The following is a 2,936-nucleotide window of genomic DNA, read 5'->3' on the forward strand; positions in this document are numbered from 1 at the left end:
GCAGGTAGGGGTTTTGTCTTTGTGGCGCAAAAGTCCTTGCGCAGCCCAGGTGGCTGCGGGCGACGTGGTAGTCGGTGCTCGCGGGCGTGCCCGTTCCCACATCGGACCTGATGCCAGGTCGCACAAAGGCCGCTCGCCCCTGTCGACAGGCCCTTTTCCTATGCAAGCCAACAGCCCATAGCTATCATGCCTGCCTTATTCCAAGTCGAGACTGGCATGCTGAAGTTGTTGAATCTTCTCAAGGATGGCCGGTTCCATTCCGGAGAAGCTCTGGGGGCAGCCCTCGGGGTGAGTCGCAGCGCCGTTTGGAAGCAGCTGCAGCACCTGGAGAGTGAACTGAACCTCACCATTCACAAGGTCCGTGGGCGCGGCTATCAATTGGCGGCGCCACTGGCATTGCTCGATGCGCAGGCGATCGCCGGGTTTGCTACAGGCGAGCAGTGGCCCGTTTTCATTCATGAGACCATTGATTCGACCAATGCCGAAGGTCTGCGACTGGCCGGTGAAGGGCAGACGGCTCCGTTTCTGGTTCTGGCCGAACGGCAGAGCGCCGGTCGTGGCCGACGCGGCCGGCAATGGGTCAGCCCGTTTGCTGAAAATCTCTATTACAGCCTGGTGCTTCGTGTGGATGGCGGCATGCGCCAACTCGAGGGCCTGAGTCTGGTGGTTGGGTTGGCGGTAATGCGCACGCTGCAGGTGTTCGGGGTGAAGGATGTGGGGCTAAAGTGGCCAAACGACGTCCTTGTTCGCGGGCAGAAGATTACCGGCATTCTCCTGGAGCTGGTCGGCGACCCGGCAGATGTCTGTCATGTGGTGCTGGGTATCGGTATCAATGTGAACATGCAGGCCAACGATCAAGTCGACCAGGAGTGGACTTCGATGCTCCGTGAGGTGGGTGTAGCAATCGATCGCAACCGTCTGGTCGCGTTGCTCAGCCAGCAGTTGCAGCATGAGCTGGCCCGGCATCGTCGTTATGGATTTGCCGCATTCCAGGAAGAATGGGAACAGGCGCACCTATGGCAAGGACGTAACGTTTCACTGATCGCCGGTAGCACACGTATTGATGGCGTGGTTCTGGGCGTCGATGGGCAGGGCGGCTTGCGCCTTGAGGTGGGCGGAGTGGAGAAGAGCTTCAGTGGTGGTGAGCTCAGTTTGAGGTTGCGTAATGATTCTTGAGCTCGATTGTGGTAACAGCTTCATCAAGTGGCGGGTAATCCATGTCGCTGATGCAGCGATTGAGAGCGGCGGCATCGTTGACTCTGACCAAGCTTTGGTGGCTGAAGTGGCTGCACTGGCGTCGGTGCGTTTGACTGGCTGCCGTATTGTCAGCGTGCGCAGCGAGGATGAAACCGACGCGCTTTGCGCCCTGATTGCCCAGGCGTTTTCCGTACAGGCGCTTGTAGCGCACCCGGCCCCGGAAATGGCTGGTGTGCGCAATGGCTATGAGGATTACCAGCGCCTGGGGATGGACCGTTGGCTGGCCGCTCTGGGGGCGTTCCACCTGGCCAGAGGTGCTTGTCTGGTCATTGACCTGGGTACAGCTGCAAAAGCGGATTTCGTTGCTGCGGACGGTGAGCACCTCGGTGGTTACATCTGCCCGGGTATGCCATTGATGCGTAGTCAGCTGCGCACGCATACCCGGCGTATCCGTTATGACGATGCCTCCGCCGAGCGTGCATTGACCAGCCTGGCGCCTGGACGCTCGACTGTAGAAGCGGTCGAGCGCGGATGCGTATTGATGCTCCAGGGCTTTGCGCGTACCCAGCTCGAACAGGCGCGTGCCCTGTGGGGGGAAGATTTCGCGGTGTTCCTTACTGGTGGTGATGCACCGCTGGTCAGGGAGGCCGTGCCGCAGGCGCGAGTCGTGCCTGACCTGGTTTTCGTTGGCCTGGCCATGGCCTGCCCATTGAATTGAGGTGCCTATGCGTTGGTTGTTTCTGTTGTTGCTGGTGCTCAACGTCTTTTATTACGTGTGGCATCAGCAGGAAGCCCCGCTGAAGGTCAAGGAGGTCGCCCCTCTGTCGTTGTACAAGGGGAATCAGCAGGAAATCCGTCTGTTGCGTGAAACGGGCGTGTCAACACCGGCCAAGCGCCGGGATGAGTGCCTGGTGGTGGGTGGCGTGATGGGGCAGGGCGAAATCGATGCGCTGCGTCAGCGCCTGTTGAGCCTGGATATTGCCACGCTACCGGTGATGGGGCAGCTGCCGGGGGCGGATGGTCGCTGGCTCAAGGTTGCCCCTGAGAGCGAGCGTTTGTTGGACCAATCCGTGCTCGCCGCTCTTTCCAATGATTTCAAAGACTTAAAACACAAAATTATTTTCTGCCAGGGTATTGCAACTGGTGAATAGCTTGATAGAATGGCGCCCGCTTCACAGGAACACCACTCAGGTGGTAAAACCGGAAGCGGTGTCAAAGCAGCTAAGTTTCAGATTTGATTGAAAAAATTTGAAAAAACGCTTGACACTAGGGCGGCAGACAAATAGAATGCCGGCCACATCTGGAGGGATTCCCGAGCGGTCAAAGGGGACGGACTGTAAATCCGTTGCGAGAGCTTCGAAGGTTCGAATCCTTCTCCCTCCACCAGTTTTAGCGAGAGCCGCAAGCTCCGCGGGTATAGTTTAGTGGTAGAACCTCAGCCTTCCAAGCTGATGATGCGGGTTCGATTCCCGCTACCCGCTCCAAGTTTGCTGGATTTTGCACAAAGTGTTTCGCTCTTGTAGCTCAGTTGGTAGAGCACACCCTTGGTAAGGGTGAGGTCAGCGGTTCAAGTCCGCTCAAGAGCTCCATATAAACAAGGCAGATATGAAAATATCTGCCTTTGTTTTATCAGCGCAAGACTATTTCTTCTGCGGAGGATTGTATCGATGGCTAAGGAAAAGTTTGATCGTTCCCTTCCCCACGTTAACGTCGGCACTATCGGCCACGTTGACCACGGT

3 protein-coding genes, 3 tRNA genes and 1 pseudogene are annotated in these 2,936 nt (G+C 57.5%); all 7 read left to right on the plus strand.

Features of this window, described 5'->3' with window-relative positions:
• Positions 1 to 216 precede the first annotated feature (216 nt).
• Positions 217 to 1,176, plus strand: coding sequence for a bifunctional biotin--[acetyl-CoA-carboxylase] ligase/biotin operon repressor BirA (gene birA / locus B4L76_RS14260; protein WP_296233362.1), 960 nt, complete (start codon positions 217 to 219; stop codon positions 1,174 to 1,176).
• Positions 1,166 to 1,915 (plus strand): pantothenate kinase, encoded by a 750-nt coding sequence (locus B4L76_RS14265; protein ID WP_296233364.1) that lies wholly within the window; start codon positions 1,166 to 1,168, stop codon positions 1,913 to 1,915. Before birA ends, B4L76_RS14265 begins: the two co-directional genes overlap by 11 nt.
• Positions 1,916 to 1,922: 7 nt before the next feature.
• A complete protein-coding gene (locus B4L76_RS14270; RefSeq protein WP_296233365.1) occupies positions 1,923 to 2,348 on the plus strand; it encodes a hypothetical protein in 426 nt (141 codons plus the stop codon).
• A gap of 151 nt (positions 2,349 to 2,499) precedes the next feature.
• Positions 2,500 to 2,583, plus strand: a tRNA-Tyr gene (locus B4L76_RS14275).
• A 24-nt stretch (positions 2,584 to 2,607) separates the two neighbouring features.
• Positions 2,608 to 2,681, plus strand: a tRNA-Gly gene (locus B4L76_RS14280).
• A gap of 29 nt (positions 2,682 to 2,710) precedes the next feature.
• Positions 2,711 to 2,786 (plus strand) — tRNA-Thr (locus B4L76_RS14285).
• 78 nt (positions 2,787 to 2,864) lie between these two features.
• A pseudogene (locus B4L76_RS14290) lies at positions 2,865 to 2,936 on the plus strand (elongation factor Tu); the annotation flags it as partial.

The sequence above is a fragment of the Pseudomonas sp. UBA4617 genome (genome assembly GCF_002386445.1).
GTDB lineage: Bacteria > Pseudomonadota > Gammaproteobacteria > Pseudomonadales > Pseudomonadaceae > Aquipseudomonas.

Coding starts and splice junctions, on each gene's coding strand:
- birA (WP_296233362.1), top strand. CDS start 217: ATGCTGAAGTTGTTGAATCTTCTCAAGGATGGCCGGTTCCATTCCGGA.
- B4L76_RS14270 (WP_296233365.1), top strand. CDS start 1,923: ATGCGTTGGTTGTTTCTGTTGTTGCTGGTGCTCAACGTCTTTTATTAC.
- B4L76_RS14265 (WP_296233364.1), top strand. CDS start 1,166: ATGATTCTTGAGCTCGATTGTGGTAACAGCTTCATCAAGTGGCGGGTA.